Here is a 17,824-nt window from a genome sequence, read left to right on the forward strand (position 1 = left end):
GTAGACTTGCTGCGAAAAGGTTCGCAACGTTGAGAAAGGCGTTGGTCGTGGGAGAGTTCCGGCCGATCGTGCATGTGGGCGACCCGGTGCTGCATCACCCGTGCGAGCCGGTGAGCCGGTTCGACGACGAGCTGGCGGCTCTGGTGGAGGACATGTTCGCGAGCATGTACGCGGCGGAGGGCGTGGGCTTGGCCGCCAACCAGATCGGCGTGCCGGTGCGCGTGTTCGTCTACGACTGCCCGGACGCCGACGGCGAGCACCACAAGGGCGTCGTCGTCAATCCCACGCTGGAGCTGCCGGAGGTCGGTGAGCGCCACCTCGACGCCGGGGACGAGGGCTGCCTGTCGGTTCCCGGCCAGTACGCGCCGCTCCCCCGCCCCGACCACGCCACCGTGCACGGCTTCGACGCCGCCGGACAGCCGGTCACGGTCGAGGGCACCGGGCTGCTGGCCCGCTGCCTGCAGCACGAGACCGACCACCTCGACGGCCACCTCTACATCGACCGCCTGCCCGCCAAGCGCCGCAAGCAGGTGCTGGCCGCCTACCGCGAGGAGCACCCCTCCGCTGTAGTGGACAAGACACCGCTATAGTGGAGGAATGGACGGCGAAGGGGTTCTGTCCACCGGCCTGTCGATGGCCGAGCTGGGACAGCGGATTCGCGGCGAGCGGCGGGCGCGCGGCTTGTCGATCGAGCGGCTGGCGGAGCTGAGCCGCATCAGCAGGAGCATGGTGTCGGACGTCGAACGCGGCGCCAAGACGCCGACCGTGCTGGTGCTCGACCGGCTGGCCACGGCGCTCGGCACATCGATCGCGCGGCTGCTGGACGAGCCGGCGCACGGCGCGATGCGGGTGCTGCGCCACGGCGAGCAGCGGGTGCTGCGCGACCCGTCGGGCTGGGAGCGGCGGGTGTTGTCGCCCGTGCTCGCCGACGTGGAGTTCGAGTTCATGCGCACGACCATCGGTCCTGGCGTGGACGCGGGCGAGTTCGAGCCGCACGCGCCGGGGTCGCGGGAATACCTCGCGGTGGAGCACGGCAGCCTGCGGCTGACCATCAACGACAGGGCGTACGTGCTCGAGTCCGGCGACGCCGTCTACTACCCGGGCGACTGCCGCCACGCCTTCGCCAACGACGGCGCCGTCGACTGCGTCTACTACCTGGCCATGGAGCTGGGCGGCGCCGGGCACCACGAACCACGGAAGGAATCGCTCGATGAATGACCTGCGCCCGGCGAACGGCACCGACGGCCAGGACTTGCGTGTGGCATCCGGCGCCAGCGGCGAGAACCTGCACATGACACCCGGCGCCGGCGGCGAGGACCTACGTGTGGCCGGAGCCAAGGCGGCCGCGATCGTGGCCGGGCACCTCGCGGGCGTCGCCGACCGGCCGGTCTGGCAGCCGGTGCCGGCCGCGGACCGTGCCTGGCTGAGCGATCAGGAGTTGCCCGAAACCGGGCGCGCGCTGGAGGAGCTGCTCGAGGACGCCCGCACGCACGTGCTGCCGCACCCGATGGGCAACGGACACCCCCGCTTCTTCGGCTGGGTGAACTCCCCGCCCAACCCGGCGGGCGTGCTCGTCGAGCCGCTGGCCGCCGCGTTCAACCCCAGCTGCGCAGGCGGCGATCACGCCGGGCCACACCTGGAGCGAGCGGTGGTGCGGTGGCTGGCCGAGCTGGTCGGGTTCCCGCATCCGCCCGGCGGCGGCCTGCTGACCAGCGGGGCGTCGATGGCCACGGTGATCTGCCTGGCCGCCGCCCGCCAGCGGGCCGCGCTCGCCGATGGCTGGGACGCCCGCGAGGAGGGGCTGTCCGGGCGGCCGCCCATGGTCATGTACGTCACCGAGGAAGGCCACAGCTGCCTGCACAAGGCCGCCCAGCTGCTCGGCCTCGGGGCGCGGCACGTGCGCACGGTGCCGGTGGACGGCTCGTACCGGATGGACGTGTCCGCCCTGCGCGCCATGGTGGCCGAGGACCTCGAGGCGGGGCTGCGGCCGTTCTGCGTGGCGGGCAGCGCGGGCACCGTCAACTCCGGGGCCGTCGACCCGCTCGGCGAGATCGCCGACGTGGCCGCCGAGTACGGGCTCTGGTTCCACGTGGACGGCGCGTACGGCGCGCTCGGCATCCTGGCCGACGGCGCCGCACCGCACTATGCGGGCCTGGAGCGGGCCGACTCCCTCGCGCTTGACCCGCACAAGTGGCTGGGCGTGCCGGTGGGCTGCGGTTGCGCGTTGCTGCGCGACCCGGGGGCGGCGCGGGCCGCGTTCAGCCTGGTGCCGTCGTACCTGATCGACGACAACGCCGGCGAGCTGGGCTGGTTCGCCGAGTACGGGCCCGAGCAGACCCGCCCGTTCCGCGCGCTGAAGACCTGGGCCACCATGTCCTTCCTCGGCCGCTCGGGCATCGCCGGCCTGGTGAATCACACGGCGGGCCTGGCCCGCAGGCTCGCCGCCATGGTCGAGGAGGCCGCCGACTTCGAACTGCTCGTCCCGGTCACCACGTCGATCACCGCCTTCCGCTACCGTCCGCGCTCCGGTGACGGGCTGGACGCGCTCAACCGGGCGATCCCCGGCGAGGTGCAGGCACGTGGGAATGCGTTCCTGACCGGCACCCGGCTGGGCGGTCGCGAGGCGCTGCGGGCCTGCTTCCTGCACCCGGACACCACCGAGCGGGACCTGGCGGTGCTGCTCGACGAGATCCGTCTGGCGGCCAAGACTCTCCAGACGTGAGTCGGTCAGTCGCCCGGGTAGGGGGTCGGCCGGACCCGACCTACAGGAGGATTCCATGGCGAAGACCGTGGCTGACGTGATGACCACCCACCCGGCGACGGTCGAGGGCGACCAGCCGGTGTCCGTCGCCGCGGCGCTGATGCGCGAGAACGACGCCGGCGCCGTGATCGTCAACGACAACGGCCGCATGGCGGGCATCATCACCGACCGCGACATCGCGGTGCGCGTGGTGGCCGACGAGAAGGGCCCGCAGACGCCGGTCCGCGAGGCCTGCAGCCCGGCCGTCGAGGCCGTCGGCCCCGACACCAGTATCGACCAGGCCGTGCAGCTGATGCGCTCGCACGCCGTGCGCCGCCTGCCGGTGGTCGAGGACGGCCGCGCCGTCGGCATCGTCAGTCTCGGCGACCTCGCGCTCGAGCGCGACCCGAACTCGGCCCTCGCCGGCATTTCGGCCGCCGAGGGCAACCGGTAACGTGGCCGCGTGGTCACAGTCGACGATGTACGGCAGTTCGCGCGCACGCTTCCACGCTCGTCGGAGCACCTCATCAGGGACCGGGTGAAGTTCCGCGTAGGCAAGATCGTCTACGTGGCGTTCTCGCGGGACGAGACGCTCATGGGCTTCGGGTTCCCCAAGGAGGAACGCGAGGCGCTGGTGGCGGCCGAGCCGGACAAGTTCCTCATGCCGGGAGAGTCGGATCTGCGCTTCAACTGGGTGGTGGCGCGCATGGCCGCGCTCGACGACGCGGAGATGCGCGAGCTGGTGCTGGAGGCATGGCGGATGTGCGTACCGAAGAAGGTGCGCCTGGAGCAGCTGCTTGCCGCCGAGCGCGCCCGCCCCTGAGCTCAGGCCCGGGCACTGGGCTCAGGCGAGCCGGTCGACGCCGAGCGCGCTGATCAGCAGGCGTTCCTTGCGGTTGCCGAGCAGGCGGGCCGTCCAGTCGACGAATCCGCCGTCGCCGACCTCCAGCCCGTCGCCGTAGATCTTGTAACAGAGGCCGGTGTAGTAGCCCCGGCCTGTCTCCCTGTCCGGGTCGGGTTTCGCCTCGAGCGGAGCGGCCACGCGCTCGAAGCGTTCGTCCAGGACCGTGACCCGCGCCTCGGGATCCGGGATCCCGCAGGCGCGTACGGCCTCGGACAGGATGGCCAGGTGCTCGGCCGCGTGGCGCCGCTCGAACGCCAGGTCGCCGGTATCCCGACCCGCCGTCACCAGCGCGAACAGGGTGAAGTGCGCGAAGGAGGCGGCGCCTTCGAAGCGCTGGGCGCGGGTGACGCGTTGCAGCGCGGCCAGCCGTACCGGCTCAGGCCCCGGGGAGGCCCGGCGGCGCACGGCCGCCTCCAGGGCGAGCGCGTTGGTGGGGTCGGCGGCGACCTCGCTGTTCCTGATGGTGGAGACGACCTTGTTCTGGTCCACCGGGCCGACCGCCGAGCAGGCGCCGAGCGGCGCCACCGGGGCGAGCGTGACCACCTCGACGTCGGCGGGCAGCGCCGACAACACGGCGTCCTCCGCGCGCCGCAGCCTGTCGAACGGAATCGGGGCGGGGGCGACGAAGCGGTCCTGGCCGTAGCGGCGCAGCACGTCGGCCGGAGCGAGCACCCGGGCGCGGCGGCGCATCACCTCCAGCAGCAGCGTGGTCAGGTCGGCGCCGGACAGGCGTTCGGACAGGACGTCCAGGATCTCGGGTCCGCCCGCCTGCCTGAGCACCCGGTCAAGTGCGCTCGCTCGCTCCGTCATCCCCCACCCCTATCACGGCGATTCCCGCCGACGCCCGGCATTTTTCCGGCCGCCCGAATCATGGGCGGCGTCACCAGTTGGCCGGCTCCGCGAGCGCGTAGGAGGAGGCGACCCTGGCGTGATCGTGGTAGATCGACAGGACGCTCTGCCCGCTCGGCGTGCCCTCACGCCAGCCGGTGCAGTAGATGCCCGACGACCATCGGATGGTCTGCGACGTCTTGGGCAACACCGTGACCCCGGTACGGCTCCACGTCTTCTGCCCGTTGATCCAGACCTCGAAGGCGCCGTCGGTGGCGTGGAACTTGAGGCGGGTAACGATCCTGATCCACGTCCCCCGCAGATTCGTGATCTTGCCGAGGGTGGCGGAGAAGCCGCCGGAGCCGCCGATTCTGATCTCGTCGTTCTGGACGAACATCAGCTCCCACGGGCCCTCGGGGTCCTCGGGCGACCACTGCTGGAAAGTGACGTTCTGGTTGTGGAACTGCCAGGTCGGCGGCAGGTAGATGGCCTGGCCGTAGTAACGGTCCTGGCCCACGGCCTGGGTCCGGTGCTGGACGGTTTCGGAGTGGTATCCGCCGCCCTCGTTGATGTAAGTCTGCCTGGCCTCGATGGCGGTGGTCCCCTTGTAGACGGGGCTGGTGACCGTGCGCAGCACGCCCTGTTTCTGCGGCTTCTGCGGGAAGCTGTTCCAGCCGGTCAGGGTCCCGGGGTCCTGGAAGTACACGCCGGCGGGGAGATCGGCCAGGGGCCGGGCCCACTTCTGGTTCGCCCCGGTCGTGCAGGTCTGGATCTTCACCTCGGTGCCGTTGGGGCTGACGCCGCCGCCGGTGACGTCCAGGCACAGGCCCGATTGGTGGCCGATGATGGTCCCGTTGGCGTTGAGGGTCCATTTCTGGTTGGTGGCTCCTGTGCAGTTCCAGGTCTGCACGGTGGCCCCGGGCGCGGTGCTGCGGCCCTGGACGTCGAGGCACTTGACGTCACTGCCGCTGTAGACGCGCAGCTCCTGAGCGTCGGTGTAGGTCCACTCCTGGTTGATCTTGCGGTTGCAGTCCCACACGATCACCTTGGCGCCGGGTTCGGTGCTGATGCTCTGGACGGTGAGGCAGCGCAGGGACGCCTGGCCGACCAGTGTCACGGGCGGATCGGCCGCGGCGGCGGGGACTGCGGGCGCCAGTGCGGCAAGCAGTCCTAAGACGACGATGATGACTCGTCGGGTCATGTGATCCTCTTTCTCGGAGGGTTCTTGGTCGGCGAGTATCACAGCCCTTCAACTCTTAGTAAAGTTTCTTTAGGATTCTCCTTTCAGGCACGTAAGGCACGGTTGCATTGAACGCCGCCGACGCCGAGATCCAGTGGCACTGGCTGGAGCACCCCCATCGCGGTCTCCGGCGCGATGGCATCGTCTTCGCGGACGTCAAGCTCTCGGATGACGATCTCCGTGAGAGCCTGGGCGAGGGGGCATTCGAGCGTGGTCATGATGAGGCTCCTGGCCGGTCGTTGGGCTTGGTGCATCCGGGGACGGCTGCCATGGCGCGAAGGCGGTCCCGGTCAGCCTTGCTGCCGGTTCGGTGAGCCGGGCTTCCAGGTCGGCGATCAACCGGGTGAGCAGGCTGGTGTTCTCGTGCCGGACCGCTCGCCGCCGACCTTCGCCCGCTCAACTCATGGCACCGCTTGAGCCCGTCAGGGATCGAGTCGATCGCTGAATCAACATCTCCTGGCACAGGGTTCGGCGGCCCGGCGGCGCGCGGCCGCCTCCAGGGCGAGCGCGCAGGTCAGTATCCTCCTCGGGCTCGGCGGCGGCCTGGGCCCTATTGAAGGCCGCGTTGCTCCTGGTGACAGGCTGGACTCGGCCCGGCGGCGCTGCTCGTCACAATCCTCCAGGCGTGTCACCGCGACGGGCATCTTGAGCTATGACGCGATGGGAAAAGATGTCAGGTTACACAGCGCTTGCCGGTCTTCCAGACTCTTCAGCGCAGCCACCTCTTCGCGCAGCCGCAACTGGAGCGTGACGATCTGTGCGGCTCGCGCTGCTTCAGCGTCCTCAGCACTGATCTCAGCAATCCCCGCCTCGTGCAGCCACTCCGCCACCTCCGCCCATGACCACAAAGCAGCGCGCTCTCGTGGGACGACAGGTTCCGGGAAACCGCCGGGTCCGCGTACGCCCTTGCGGTAATGGTCCACGGAGGCGAGCGTCTGCCCGATCCGCTCAGCGATCTGCCCGAGCGTCACCCTGTCGTCGGAGATCCGGGTCGCCTTCAGCCCGCACTTCTCGCCCTGTATGACCGCGTGCACCATTGCCTGGATGGCGCTGCTGGATTCGCGATCGAACTCGGCGAACCCCTCGCCACCGGCCTCCCAGGCGTCGAATGCGATCGTTGCGTCGTCCCACCCGGCCTCATAGAGCCGGTTGATCAGGGCATCACCACCTGTCGGTCCGATGAAGTGGACCACGAACTCGTACATTGCCATCGTGATCATCCTCCCTGTGAGGTCGTGGTCTGCGATTCGGCCTTGTGCGGGCATTTTTCGAGTGCCCGGCGTAGTCTGCGCGCGTGATTCTCGGGCACCTCGGGTGTTGACCAGATGGAGGTAGGTGGCCTGCATCCATTGACTCCCCCAGGACAGTAGGCCCGTCCCCACGCGTGACCGCTGGTGCCAGCCTTCTCGATCCGCCAGCCAGCCGTGTCCATGTCTTCCAGGACAGCTCGGATCTCCTTGTTGGGATGGCGCGGCGGTGTCACACGGTCCCCTTACGTGATGGCCAACTTGGTCAGTCTACCTCGTGTGTTTAGTTAACTCTACGGATGCTTGACCCTGGTGAGAATGACGTGTTCAACCCAGCTACTGGGCGTGAGCACCAGCCCGAACTCCCACGGAACAGAGCCGGCTAGGACTGGTCCGGGTGGTGATGCGCTTGACCGAGGCGCTCCACGTGCTGCCCGCCGGGTGCGTCGTGAGCACCGCCATGACGTACCGCTCCCCCTTGCCGACCAGCCCGGTCGTGTACAGCACGGGACGGCCGTAGTCGGGCACGCTCGAGCCGACGGCCCGCTGGGCGATCCACGAGACGGGCGCGCTGACCGCCTTGGCGTCACACCTGATCGGCGGCGTGGTGCCGGGCCCCGACCAGCCCTGCTTGACCGCCCGCGGCCGGGGCAGCGCGTCCGGGATGCCGAAGGTCTAGCCGTCGGTGCCGCACGGCGTGGCCCTGCGCAGGTGACCGAGGATCGTGTCCCTGCCCCGGGCAGCGACGCCGTGCAGGCCAGCCTCAGCTTGCGGCCCGCGGGCACGCTCCTGCGCCGCTCCAGGTAGTCGATCGCCGAGCGATACTTCCGGTGCACGTGGCGGACGGCCACGATGTTCTGGCACACGAATTAGTGAAGTTTCTTAGCACTATCGCTCGGCGATGCGACGGCGGTAGAGATGGAGGCCGAGACCGCCGAAGATCACCATCGAGGTGATCGCGTGGGGCGCGATCCCGAACCAGGCGTCGGCGTGGCCCTCGAGGCGCAGGTGGCCGTGGAGCAGGAGGGGCGTCGAGAGCGCGTTGCTCACCGTGTGCAGGGCCACGCCTGGCCAGATGGAGCCGGTACGCAGCCGCAGCTCGCCGTACAGGACGGCCAGCGCCACGATGCCGACGAGGAACGCCGGCAGGAACCATGGCCAGGGCAGACTCGTGGTCGCGTCGAAGTCCGCGGGCCGCATCCACACCAGGTAGAGCGGCAGGTGCCATAGCCCCCACAACAGGCCGACGAGCGCGTGCGGTGCGAGTCCGGGCAGGCCGAGGGCCATGGCGGTGCTGGTGGCGTACCCGCGGAAGATGAATTCCTCCAGCATGTTCTTGATCAGGAGGAAGCCGAGCGCGGCGACGATCGCCTCGGCCAGAGCCGGCTTGCCGGGCGAGGGGGCGAGGGAGAACGTCGCGGCCCCGGTCGCGGTCGCGATCGCCACGCAGAGGGCGGCCGCCACGGGGAACAGCGCGAGCGCGAAGGCGAACCAGCGCACGTGCCCGGCGAACCGTAACGTCAGGCCCAGCTGCCCGGCCCCGTCCTTGCTGAGGAAGTGGAGCGCGAGGGCGGTCAGCGCGGGGGCCAGCAACCACAGGCCCTGTCCCTGCCGTGCTGCCGCTCGTGGAGGTCGTGTCGGCGGTGCCGGACAACTGGCCGGTGGCCCGGTCCCAGGCGGCGAACAGCCAGCCGCCGCCCACGACGACGATGGCGAAGATCGCGAAGTTGACGCGAGCGCGCAGGCGCGAGGGGCCTGTAACCGATCGGGCCTGGATGACGGCGGTCACTGGGGGTCTCCGTTCTCGGGAAGAGTGTCGAGCACCGCCAGGGCCTCCTCGGCCCAGGCGACGGCCGCCTCGGCGCCGTGCCGGCCGGCCGAGATCGTCATGAGCGTGTAGGGCAGGTGCGGGGAGTCGCGGTCCTCATCGGCGACCGTGCGCGTCAGGGCGTCGTATTCGGCCAGCCGCCGCTCGGCGTCGGCCTTGGCCTCCTGGAGCAGCTCGCGGCAGCGGCGCACGCCGAGGTGCCGGCCGAAGAACAGGCGCAGCAGGAGCCCGTTGCGCGGCGGCGCCGCCTTGATGGGCTCGTTCAGCAGGTCACGCAGGCGAGTCAGGCCGGAATCGGTGATCTGGAAGATCGACGATCCGGCGCGCGGGCCCTCCTGGCGCCGGACGTGCCCGTCCTGCTCCAGGGCGTTGAGCGTGGGGTAGATCTGGCCGAAGCTCTCGCTCCAGAAATGGCCGAGCACTTCCCTGATGGCCTCGCGCAGGGCGTACGCCGTCATCGGCTGCATGCTCAGCGCACCTAGGACCGCCATTTCCGTCTGATCTCGTCGCGCCATCGACCGCCCCCTTCTATCTGATAGATATATCTAACAGAGAGAGCGGTGATGGGGCAAGCACGAGGAGAGCCTCGCCTGCGTCACACGCGAAATTCGGCGCTGAAGCCGAGAAGGATGGTGGCTTTGGCCAGGTTCAGGGGGACCGTGCGGCCGGGCAGGGGGCAGCGGATCTCGGTCGTGGGGTGGAACCGGCGGAGCAGATCCTCGGTGGGGTGGGAGACCAGGGTTTCCGGGGCGGCCACGGTGACGACGTGGAAGCCGTCCGGCTCGAGGGCGTGCAGGCAGGCCCGGGCGGCATCCCGGGTTTCGAGGTATGCCCACAGACCGGCCGCGTGCAGGCCGGGATCCAGCTCGCACCTGCCCGCGAAGTCGCGCAGGCGCTCGTCGAAGCCGCCGACGTACGGCAGGCGAAGGGCGACCACCGACATGCCGTAGCGCCGCGCCATCATCTGGGCGGTCAGCTCGTCGACCTGCTTGGACAGCGCGTAAGGATCCTCTGGCCGGGACGGCTGCTCCTCGTCGACCGGAACGTACGGCGGGTGGAGGGTGCGCGCGGCGAACGGCAGACCCGAGATCGCCGTGCTGCTGGCCGTGCACACCCGCTTGATCCCTGCCTGGCCGGCCTGTTCCAGCACGGTGTAGGTGGCCTGCGTGTTGGTGGCGAAGACCTCCTCGGGCGGATGGCGTTCGGGCGTGGGGATCGCCGCGAGATGGATGACCGCGTCAGCTTGTTCAAGGGCTGCCCGTACGGCATGCGAGTCCGTCGCGGTGCCCTCGACGACCAGCTCGGCCTTCAGGTCCACGGGGTCCTCCAGCACGAGGACGTTGGCCGCGATCCCCCGTTGATCCAGCAGGTCGAGGACGGCCCGGCCGATACGGCCGGCGGCCCCGGTGACCAGGACACGTTTCATGCGTCTACTCATATACGCGCACCGCCACGACATGGGCGAACGGCGTGCCGTTGCTGTTGTCCACCACGATCCTCAGCGCGTCGGTGGTGACCGGCTCGAGGTCGTGGACGTTGCGGCGCCGCCGGTTGTCGCGCACCTCGGACACCGTCCGCCAGCCGCCCTCCTGCCGCACCTCCAGCCGGTAGTCGCGGACCAGCGTCGGCATGACCTCGAACGGCGTGCGGTGGTGGTGCAGGTTGATCAGGTCCTCGTTCACGTCGTCGTCGGCCAGCACGTCGACGCGGCCGATCGTCACCGGCGACGGCCAGGACAGCTCGATGGCGGCGGGGAGAGTGTCCGACACCCACATGTGGGGTCCCGCGTGCGGACGCTGGACGCCATCAAGCGCCCTGGACGGCGCGAAGGCCTCTGTCGGGCCGCTTCGGAAGCAGAACGTCCGGCGCAGCAGACCCGCGTCGGACCACTCCCGCAGCAGTTGGGGCGCCTCGTCCCGGGGGCGCAGCGGTACCCGGGTCAGGCTGAGCACGCCGGGAGTGGGCCGGTCGGCGACATGGAGGGCGACGTCGGGGTTCGCGCGGATCAGCAGGAACGCGTTCTGGGCGCGGCCCGGCTGAAAGGACAGATCCACGCGTACCCACTGATTCTTCCCCGGCTCCACCGGAACGGCGTACGAGGAGATCAGTTCCCGCGGCACGTAGTTCTGGCCCAGCACCGGATCGTAGAGATCCACGACCAGTTCGGTCCCGGCGGCCGCATCAAGCATGAGCTCCACCGCGTCCAGGGCCGGATCGACGGGCAGGATCAACCCGGCGTCCGCCTTCAGCGGCCAGGGCTCGGCGGAGGTCTCCACCTCGAAGCGGGACAACGTGCTCGACGCGGAGGCGGTGGCCGTACGGGCGAGATCCGAGGGATCCTCGTACGGCAGGCCGATGATCGAGCCGTCCTCCCGCAGGAGGGTCGTCTGCAGGTCGCGCACGTCAAGCTCCCGGGGCGAGACACCGCCGGCCACACAGAGCGCGGCGGCCGTGCCGGCCGCCTGGCCGATCGTGGCGCAGGTGGCCATCACCCTGGTCGAGCCCAACGCCACGTGCGACGCCGAGATGTTCCGCCCGGCCATGAGCAGGTTGGGCACGTTCTGCGAGTAGATGGACCGGTAGGGGATGTGATAGATCCCGTCGGCGTAACGCTGCTTGGCGCCGTCTTCCTTGGCGTACATGCCCTGTGGCGGGTGGAGGTCGATCGACCACCCGCCGAAGGCGATCCGGTCCTCGAAGGGTGTCTGGCCCAGCACGTCATGCTGGGTGAGCATGTAGTCGCCGAGGATGCGGCGGTACTCCCGCTTGCCGGGCAGCGACCCCACCCACTCCAGGGTCATCGTGTCGGCGTCGAACTTCCCGGAGTTCTTGATGTAGTCCCAGATGCCGTAGATGACCGACCACAGCTCGTCGCGGATGCGGTCGTTGTCGTGCACGGTGTCCAGCTCGCCGCCGAACTCGATCCACCAGTACGCGCAGCCGTTGTCGCCGGCCCTGATGATGCGCCGCTCGGGGATCGACGTCCCGGTGATGTCCTTGGCGAAGCTCGGCGGGACGTAACGGACCGGCTCGCCGGCATCCTTGGTGTAGAAGAGCAGCGTGCTGCCGAGCGTGATGTCGTCGGGCGTCTCGGGCGCCCACGGCTCGCCGTATTCCGCGCGCCCCTCACGGCCTATCCGGTAGTGCGCACCGGCCAGGTGGCCGACCAGCCCGTCGCCGGTGCAGTCGAGGAAGATCGGCGACTCGAAGGTGATCAGTCGTTCGGAGCCCATCATCCAGCCGGTCACGGAGCTGATCCGCCCGTCTGAGCACGACACCTCCCGCACGTCGGTGTTGAGGTAGAGCGCGATGTTCGGCTCCTGCCGCACGAGGTCGAGGACGGTCGTGTCCCAGAAGTAGGGGTTCCCCTGCGGGTTGCGGTACTGGTTCTCCAGGAAGAGCTCGCCCATGATGCCGCCCTCGCGGGCGTTGTGGTTCTTGCCGTGCCCGGTCGCGCCGACTACCCAGACCCGTACCTCGCTGCTGGAGTTACCGCCGAGCACGGGCCTGTTGGTGATCAGGGCGACCGTACGGCCCAGCCGGGCCGCGGCGACGGCGGCGTTGACGCCGGCCAGACCGCCGCCGACCACGGTCACCTCACGGGAAACTGTTTCCGATCTCATATCTCCAACCCGTAGTAGAGGCGCGGGGCTCCGTCCAGGGTGATCTTGGCGCGGCGCCCGGCGGCGGTGATCGTGCGTTCCTGGCCGATGCAGTCGATCTCCCGGACGGTCGGCCCGCAGGTCTTCAGCGTCACGGAGGTCTTGGTGGGCCAGTGGTCCTCCCAGGCTTCGGGATGCGGGTACCACTGCCCCTCGCCGTGATCGGCGTTGAGTATGTAGCCGTCCTTGCGGCTCCACAGGACGGCCAGCTTGCCGCGCGGCGTGTCGAACAGCAGGCCCTTCACGTCGGGGTCGGGGAAGGAGACCCAGCGTTTGAAGGTGGCGCCCTCCAGGTGGCGGGTGGCCGTGGCGAAGGCGAGCAGGGTGGGCTTGGCGCTGGTGTCGCGGTTCAGCAGCCCGTGGTGGTATTCGACGTTGTTCGGGTCCGCCTCCTGCGGGTGATGGATGGTGCTGTCGTGCGGCTGGTACCAGTTGACCCCGTCCACCCCTTCCGACAGGCAGAGGGCGAGCTGCAGGAGCGTGTTCTCCGCCGCCTGGCGGATCGTGTCGTTCCACCAGGCGTTGGGCCGGGTGCAGGCGTAGGCCTCGGTCACCCACAGTTCCTTGTCCCCGCCGTACTCGTCGAGCGTCTGCCTGGCCTTGCGCAAAGAGCCGAGGAAGTTCCAGTACGTGCCGTTGGAGCCCTGCTCCCACTCCGCCGGTGGCGGCGCGTAGTCGGCGGTGAAGTTGCCGCGTCCCGGGTGGAAGGCGAAGACGTCGATCAGGTCCCAGCCGCCTGCCGCGTGGAAGTTCGCGGTCCAGCGGTAGTCCATGCCGCCGAGGCCGCAGTTCATCAGCTTGATGCCGGAGTCCTTGAGCCGGTCGTGGATCGGCTTCAGGCCGTCGCGCACGTATTCGGCGGCCTTCTGGCCCGACATCCAGGGCTGGTTCAGCTCGTTGGCCACCTCGAAGTAGGTCGCGCCGGACTCGCGGGCGATCCTGGCGCGGTCGTCCGCCCAGGCGGCGATCTGCTCCGCCGTACCGTTATAGATCACTCCGCCGAGCTGGACGTTGTGCCCGATGCCCAGCGCGTCGAGTTCGGCGGGCGGGATGCCCGGCGCGCCGTCGTAGGCGATGCGCACCCACTTGACGCCGATCTTCTGCATCAGCCGGCCGACCTGCTCCTTGTCCGGGACGAGCAGCCAGGTGTAGTTGGAGATGCCGAAGATGCCCTCGCTCCGGTAGGTGTGCGGCTTCAGCGTGGCCAGGTTGGTACGCGCGAACACCTCCTCACCGCCCGAGGTGGCCTTGACCTCGACGAACACGATGCCCTGCGCGGGCCCTGGCACGGTGAGCGCCTCGGTCCAGGCGCCGCTGGGCTCCACGGTCCTGTCGAGGCGGCCGCCGCCGAGCAGGGCGCCGTTGAAGTCGCGCGCCCACCAGGTGAGCGTCACCGGCTTGGGCGCGGCGCCGCCGTTGACCACCTGGGCGTTGACGGCCAGGGCCGCGCCCGGCTCGTAGAGGCCGAAGGGCTGGTCGCTCCACACGTCCACGCCGAGCGGCGCGGCGGTCGCCACGGCGTTGGCCGCGCCCGGCCGCATGTCGCCGAGGACCAGCTCGACGTGGGTCGCCCCGTCCTCGCCCGCGGGCGCGTGGATCCAGGTGGCGTTGGTGAAGGCCGGCCTGGAGCTCCACAGCCGGAAGTAGGCGCGGGTGTCCGCCCAGGTCTCCTGATAGAGCGAGCCGGCGTTGACCTCGTACGGCACGCCGCCACGTGCGTCCTTGGTCCAGGCGGTGGCGGGCACGTATTTCTCCGGCGCGGTGTTGCCGATCAGCGTGCGGGAGAACATGTAGCCGGTGGGAGTCAGCGTGGTGCTGCCGCTCACCTCCCATCGCAGGCTCGCCCGGCGGGCGGCCACGGTGAACGTGCCGCGCACGGTCACCGCCGAGGCGCCCGCCGACATCTTGTAGATCACCTGGAGAGCGGGCCGCCCGTCCACGGTCGTCAGGCTCGGCGTGCCGCCGAACGTGCGCTGCTGCCCGAGCACGCTGTCCTTGATCATGAAGTGGCCGATCTTGAGGCGATCGGCTCCCGAGGCGTCGCGGACCAGGATCGAGCCGTCGGCCTGGGCGACGAGCGTGATGCCGTCGGCCGAGATCGACAGGCCGTCCGCCTGGGCGGGGGTGGCGGTGAGCGCGGAGGCCGCGCCCGTCAGCGCGGCGGCCTGGATGAGGGTACGGCGGGAGACTTCAGGCATGGGGGGTTCCGCCTTTCGTGATTAGCCTTTGACTCCGGTGAAGCCGAGTCCGGCGACGACGTACTTCTGGAAGACCAGGAACAGCAGGACCGGTGGGGCCAGCGCCATCGCCATGCTGGCGATCAGGACGTCCTGCGGCGCCTGGTCGGCCAGCGTGGCCAGGGCCACGCTGATGGGCTGCTTGTCCGGGTCGGTGATGGCCACGAGCGGCCAGATGAAGTCCTTCCAGCTGTGCATGATGGCGATCAGGCTGATGACGGCCAGGATCGGGCGGCTCATCGGCAGCACGATCCTGGTCAGGAGCTGCCAGGAGTTGGCGCCGTCGACCTTGGCGGCGGCGAAGAGCTCCGGCGGCAGCGCGTCGAAGAAGCGTTTGGCCAGCAGCACGTTGAAGGCGCTGGCTCCCGCGGGCAGCCAGATCGACCAGTAGGAGTCGACGAGGCCCAGGTCGATGATGGTCAGGAAGAGACTGGTCATCGAGACGGTGTAGGGGACGAACATCGTGGCCAGGATCGCGCCGTAGATGAGCTTGCCGAGCGCGGGTTTGAGGACCGACAGGGAGTAGCCGGCGGTGATCGCGACGATGAGCTGGACGGCCCACGAGCCGCCGACGACCTGGACCGTGTTGAGCAGGTAGTGGCCGATTCCCAGGTCGTTCCAGGCCGTGCCGAAGTTCTCCGGCCGGGGGTCGCCGGGCCAGAGCTCGAGGGGCTTGGCGATCAGGTCGGTGGCCGGGGAGACCGCGCCCTTGACGGTCATGTAGAGCGGGCCGATGCCGATCACCAGGAGCACGGCCAGGGTGAGCCACTGGATGGTGCGCACGGCCGCTCTGACCGCCGGGCGGCGCTCCTCAACGTGGGAGATCAGGCTCATGAGGAGCTCCAGCCGCGGGTGGCTCGCAGGTAGATCGCGGACATCAGGCCGAGGAAGATCGCCAGGAGGAAGGCGAGTGCGGCGGCCTGGCCGTAGGCGCCGTCCCGGAAGGCGTACCTGAAGATCAGCAGGAGGATCGTGAGGGTGCTGTTCTCCGGGCCGCCGCCGGTGAACACGTAGGGCTCGGTGAACACCTGGGTGGTGCTGACCAGCTGGAGGAGCAGCAGCAGGCCGATGGTGGGGCGGAGCTGGGGCAGGGTGATGTGCCACAGCCTGCGCCCGATCGACGCGCCGTCCATCTGCGCCGCCTCGTAGAGTTCGGCGGGGATGGTGACCAGGGCGGCGAGGTAGATGAGGACCGTGCTGCCCATCCAGGCCCAGGTGGACTGGATGACCAGGCTGAGCATCGCGGTCCTGGGCGACTCCAGCCACGGGAACGGGCCCACGCCCACCAGGCCCAGCAGTTCGTTGAACAGGCCGTGTCCCGGGTCGTAGAACCACTTCCACAGCAGGATCGCCACCACCGGCGGGATCACCACCGGCAGGTAGACGAGGAACCGGTAGACCCCTGCGCCCCTGCGCACTGTCGACATGACGGTGGCCAGGATCAGCGGCGCCGGGAACCCGATGAGCAGGCCGAGCCCGACGAACAGCAGGGTGTTCGCGATCGCCGTGGAGAGCAGCGGATCACGGACGAGCGCGGTGAAGTTGTCCAGCCCCACCCACGTGGCCGGGTCGACCAGGTTCGTCTCCTGGAAGGAGATCAGCAACCCCCGGATCATCGGCCAGTAGGAGAACACGCCGAAGGCGACGAAGGCCGGGACGAGGAAGAGGAACGCCATGGCGGAATTCCCCCGCCTTCTGGCGCGTGTCCCGACGGTCACCGCCGGCTCGCGGCGAACGAGGTGAGGGGCGACGGTCACTGCCGGCTCGCGGCGAGCTTAGTGTTCACGTCGGCTTCGGCCTTGGTGAGCAAGGCGCTGACGTCGGCGTCCCGGTCGGTCAGTACGGCCTGCACCACGCTGTCGAGTACGGCGTAGACGGCCTGGGCCTGCACCGCGGGTTCGGCGCGGAGCTGCAGCTTGGGGGTGCCCTCGATCCACGGCCGGAAGTGCTCGAGCTTGACGTTCACGTACGGCTTGACGGCCTCGTCGATCTCGGCCTGCCGGGCCTCGTTGAACATCGGCAGCGTCGGCACGCCCACGGCCGCGTTCGGGTCGGCCGCCAGCGCCTTGGCCCGCTCGGCGGCGGCGCCGGTGTCGTACTGCGGCTGGGCGTAGGCGAACAGCAGCCACTTCACGGCCGCGGCCGTCTTCTCGGCGGAGGCCGACTTGGGCACCATGTAGACGTCGCCGCCGGTCAGCGTGGCGTTCCCGCCCGCCTGGGGTAGCGGCCCGATGCCGAACGCGTCGGTGTTGCGCATGCCGTAGGTCATCTTGGCCAGCCGGTAGGTACCAGGTGTGCCCATGTACATCCCGATCTCGCCGGCGGCGAACCGCTTGATCACGTCGTTCTGGTCGCTGAGCTGGTTGTCTCCCATGGAGTCATCGGTCCAGCGCATCTCCTTGAGCAGGGTCAGCGCCTGCTTGGCCGGATCGGCGTTGAAGGCCGCCACCCACCTGCCGCCGTTCTGCTTCTCCATGTCCCCGCCGAAGGCGTAGGTCAGCTTCGTGAGCTGCCAGCCGCCCTGGTTGTTCTTGGACTCGTGCACGAACCCGGCCTTGCCGGTCTTCTCCGCGATCCGCTGGGCGTGGGCCCGCACCTCCTCCCAGGTCACCGGCGGCTTGTCGGGATCGAGGCCCGCCTTCTCGAACAGCTCACGGTTGTAGACGAGCCCCATCGCGAAGGGAGACTGGGGCACGCCGTACACCTCGCCGGCCGAGTCGCTCAGCGGCCGCAGCACCTGCGGGTTGAACTCCTTGTAGTGCGGCCACTTGGCCAGCTCCGCGGTCAGCGGCTTGACCTGCTTGCGGGCGATCAGTCCCTGTGGCTCGGTGAGCGGCACCTTGATCACGTCTTCGACCTTGCCGCCGGCGAGCTTGGCGGAGAACGTCAGCGGGTCGTAAGCGGCCGCAGAGCCTTCGACGGCGATGCCGGGGTTCTGCTTCTCGAAGTCGGCGACCATCTTCTCGAACGCGGCCAGCCCCGGCTTGTCGGTCGCTGGGGGCATGCCCTGGACCCGGAGGGTGACGGTGCCGGGCTCCTGCTCGGAACCGGACGATCCGCACGCGGCGACGGCGGTGGCCAGCGCGGCGATGCCGAGGCAGGCGGTGATCTTCTTCATCTGAACTCCCGCGTTCAGGT

At 69.5% G+C, this 17,824-nt stretch carries 18 protein-coding genes; 5 read left to right on the forward strand and 13 right to left on the reverse strand.

The features are described from left to right. The first annotated feature begins 29 nt into the window (after nt 1–29). From def to ACTWPT_RS26730, 5 genes are read left to right on the forward strand one after another with little or no spacing between them, the layout of a single operon-like run. Nucleotides 30–590, forward strand: a complete 561-nt coding sequence (gene def, locus ACTWPT_RS26710) for a peptide deformylase (RefSeq protein ID WP_443180196.1) — start codon at nt 30–32, stop codon at nt 588–590. Between the two features lie 7 nt (nt 591–597). Further along, a complete protein-coding gene (locus ACTWPT_RS26715; RefSeq protein ID WP_443180197.1) occupies nt 598–1,218 on the forward strand; it encodes a helix-turn-helix domain-containing protein in 621 nt (206 codons plus the stop codon). Then, on the forward strand, nt 1,211–2,722 hold the full coding sequence (locus tag ACTWPT_RS26720) for a pyridoxal phosphate-dependent decarboxylase family protein (protein ID WP_443180198.1): 1,512 nt from the start codon (nt 1,211–1,213) through the stop codon (nt 2,720–2,722). The genes ACTWPT_RS26715 and ACTWPT_RS26720 overlap by 8 nt, the downstream gene beginning before the upstream one ends. A 55-nt stretch (nt 2,723–2,777) precedes the next feature. Further along, the gene (locus tag ACTWPT_RS26725) at nt 2,778–3,194 is read left to right on the forward strand and encodes a CBS domain-containing protein (RefSeq protein WP_443180199.1); all 417 of its coding nucleotides are present in this window, start codon (nt 2,778–2,780) and stop codon (nt 3,192–3,194) included. A 9-nt stretch (nt 3,195–3,203) separates the two neighbouring features. After that, the gene (locus ACTWPT_RS26730; protein ID WP_443180200.1) at nt 3,204–3,563 is read left to right on the forward strand and encodes an MmcQ/YjbR family DNA-binding protein; all 360 of its coding nucleotides are present in this window, start codon (nt 3,204–3,206) and stop codon (nt 3,561–3,563) included. Between the two features lie 21 nt (nt 3,564–3,584). Here ACTWPT_RS26730 and ACTWPT_RS26735 read toward each other — a convergent pair whose 3' ends face one another. The 13 genes from ACTWPT_RS26735 to ACTWPT_RS26795 form a co-directional block, all read right to left on the reverse strand. Continuing rightward, nucleotides 3,585–4,454 carry a hypothetical protein gene (locus ACTWPT_RS26735; protein ID WP_443180201.1) on the reverse strand — a complete coding sequence of 290 codons (870 nt, stop codon included), beginning with the start codon at nt 4,452–4,454 and terminating at the stop codon, nt 3,585–3,587. 70 nt (nt 4,455–4,524) lie between these two features. Continuing rightward, nucleotides 4,525–5,673 carry an RICIN domain-containing protein gene (locus ACTWPT_RS26740; protein WP_443180202.1) on the reverse strand — a complete coding sequence of 383 codons (1,149 nt, stop codon included), beginning with the start codon at nt 5,671–5,673 and terminating at the stop codon, nt 4,525–4,527. Between the two features lie 83 nt (nt 5,674–5,756). Beyond that, a complete protein-coding gene (locus ACTWPT_RS26745) occupies nt 5,757–5,930 on the reverse strand; it encodes a hypothetical protein (protein WP_443180203.1) in 174 nt (57 codons plus the stop codon). Nucleotides 5,931–6,362: 432 nt separating this feature from the next. Next, nucleotides 6,363–7,058: a hypothetical protein gene (locus ACTWPT_RS26750; protein WP_443180204.1), complete on the reverse strand. Its 696-nt coding sequence runs from the start codon at nt 7,056–7,058 to the stop codon at nt 6,363–6,365. A gap of 237 nt (nt 7,059–7,295) precedes the next feature. Further along, the gene (locus ACTWPT_RS26755; protein WP_443180205.1) at nt 7,296–7,466 is read right to left on the reverse strand and encodes a hypothetical protein; all 171 of its coding nucleotides are present in this window, start codon (nt 7,464–7,466) and stop codon (nt 7,296–7,298) included. A 381-nt stretch (nt 7,467–7,847) separates the two neighbouring features. Continuing rightward, nucleotides 7,848–8,552, reverse strand: a complete 705-nt coding sequence (locus ACTWPT_RS26760; RefSeq protein WP_443180206.1) for a CPBP family glutamic-type intramembrane protease — start codon at nt 8,550–8,552, stop codon at nt 7,848–7,850. A gap of 192 nt (nt 8,553–8,744) precedes the next feature. Then, a complete protein-coding gene (locus ACTWPT_RS26765) occupies nt 8,745–9,302 on the reverse strand; it encodes a PadR family transcriptional regulator (RefSeq protein WP_443180207.1) in 558 nt (185 codons plus the stop codon). An 80-nt stretch (nt 9,303–9,382) separates the two neighbouring features. After that, complete coding sequence (locus ACTWPT_RS26770) at nt 9,383–10,213, reverse strand: NAD-dependent epimerase/dehydratase family protein (RefSeq protein ID WP_443180208.1); 831 nt, start codon at nt 10,211–10,213, stop codon at nt 9,383–9,385. A 4-nt stretch (nt 10,214–10,217) separates the two neighbouring features. Continuing rightward, the gene (locus ACTWPT_RS26775) at nt 10,218–12,410 is read right to left on the reverse strand and encodes an FAD-dependent oxidoreductase (RefSeq protein WP_443180209.1); all 2,193 of its coding nucleotides are present in this window, start codon (nt 12,408–12,410) and stop codon (nt 10,218–10,220) included. Then, on the reverse strand, nt 12,407–14,647 hold the full coding sequence (locus ACTWPT_RS26780) for a hypothetical protein (protein ID WP_443180210.1): 2,241 nt from the start codon (nt 14,645–14,647) through the stop codon (nt 12,407–12,409). The genes ACTWPT_RS26775 and ACTWPT_RS26780 overlap by 4 nt, the downstream gene beginning before the upstream one ends. Before the next feature lie 21 nt (nt 14,648–14,668). Next, a complete protein-coding gene (locus tag ACTWPT_RS26785; protein WP_443180211.1) occupies nt 14,669–15,520 on the reverse strand; it encodes a carbohydrate ABC transporter permease in 852 nt (283 codons plus the stop codon). Further along, a complete protein-coding gene (locus ACTWPT_RS26790; protein ID WP_443180212.1) occupies nt 15,517–16,362 on the reverse strand; it encodes a carbohydrate ABC transporter permease in 846 nt (281 codons plus the stop codon). Before ACTWPT_RS26790 ends, ACTWPT_RS26785 begins: the two co-directional genes overlap by 4 nt. Before the next feature lie 77 nt (nt 16,363–16,439). Continuing rightward, on the reverse strand, nt 16,440–17,804 hold the full coding sequence (locus ACTWPT_RS26795) for an ABC transporter substrate-binding protein (RefSeq protein WP_443180213.1): 1,365 nt from the start codon (nt 17,802–17,804) through the stop codon (nt 16,440–16,442). Between the last annotated feature and the right edge of the window lie 20 nt (nt 17,805–17,824).

The sequence above is a fragment of the Nonomuraea sp. 3N208 genome (assembly GCF_052245935.1).
Classification (GTDB): domain Bacteria; phylum Actinomycetota; class Actinomycetes; order Streptosporangiales; family Streptosporangiaceae; genus Nonomuraea.